1 protein-coding gene is annotated in these 915 nt (G+C 62.8%); it reads right to left on the bottom strand.

Annotated features, from left to right (window positions below; all coding sequences use genetic code 11):
• On the bottom strand, positions 1-621 hold a 621-nt coding region (locus tag JHD07_RS33880; protein ID WP_291630077.1), incomplete at its 3' end, for an FMN-binding protein.
• Between the last annotated feature and the right edge of the window lie 294 nt (positions 622-915).

Genomic DNA, 915 nt, shown 5'->3' with positions numbered 1-915 from the left:
CTTGGTGACAGGCGGGAGCGCGGCCGCCGCCGCCCCATCTCCGCCGCCGATGCGCGCCGAGCGGATCAGCTTTGAGGCGGCGCGGACGATGCTGTCGCTCATCACCAGCACGGTAACGGTGGCGCCGCTCACGATGTCGACCTGGGGCGGCTTCTCGGCTCCGCTTGCCACCGGCTTCATGTCCTTGCCGATCAGGGCGTTCATGGCGGCGACGATGCGCGCTTCCGGAATGCCGACCAGCACGATCGGCTCCTTGTGATCGACCAGCCTGACGCCGGTGATGACGCCTTTCGGGTCGATGCCGACGAGCATATGGATCGGCTTGCCCGAGTAGCCGACCGCGTTGGCGAAGTCGGAGTTCAGGAACACGAAACCTTGGAGCTGGTCGCCGCGGTAGACGGGCACGATGGGCGGATCGCCCTGCGGCGGCCCGAAGCGGTCGGCACCGGCGAAAAAGTCGGCGGGCGCGATCTTCGCCAGATACGTGGGCAAATCACCGGCGGCCCAGGCGGGCGAAACACATGCGGACGAAATATAAGTCAGACATACCAGCAGCAAGCCTGCGAGCGCGAGCGCTGCACGCCTTGCGAAGGCGGTATCGTCATCCGGTCGCTTCAACATGTCGATTCAATCACAATCCGAGCGGCCAACCCGGAGGCGTGCGCTCTTGAGATCTTCGTCGATGATTTGTCGCCGTTGACGTGCAAAGCTCATCTTGTACGACCGAATCTGTCAACCCCGCTGGCAAGATTTGTGTGCGCGCGGAACCTGATCGAAAATCTCCATTTGGAGTCCTAGGTATGCCATTCCTACGCCCGTCGTTGCTGAGTGCCGAGCCCCAGGGTGTATTGGAGTCGCTCGACGAGCTCTTTGCGCTGGCGCATGCAATGGAGCAGGAAGCGGCCAATAAATACG

Origin of the sequence: Bradyrhizobium sp., assembly GCF_016462955.1 — a bacterium.
GTDB lineage: Bacteria > Pseudomonadota > Alphaproteobacteria > Rhizobiales > Xanthobacteraceae > Bradyrhizobium.
The sequence above is the reverse complement of the archived record's forward strand: the minus strand, read 5'-3'. Positions and strand labels throughout refer to the sequence as shown.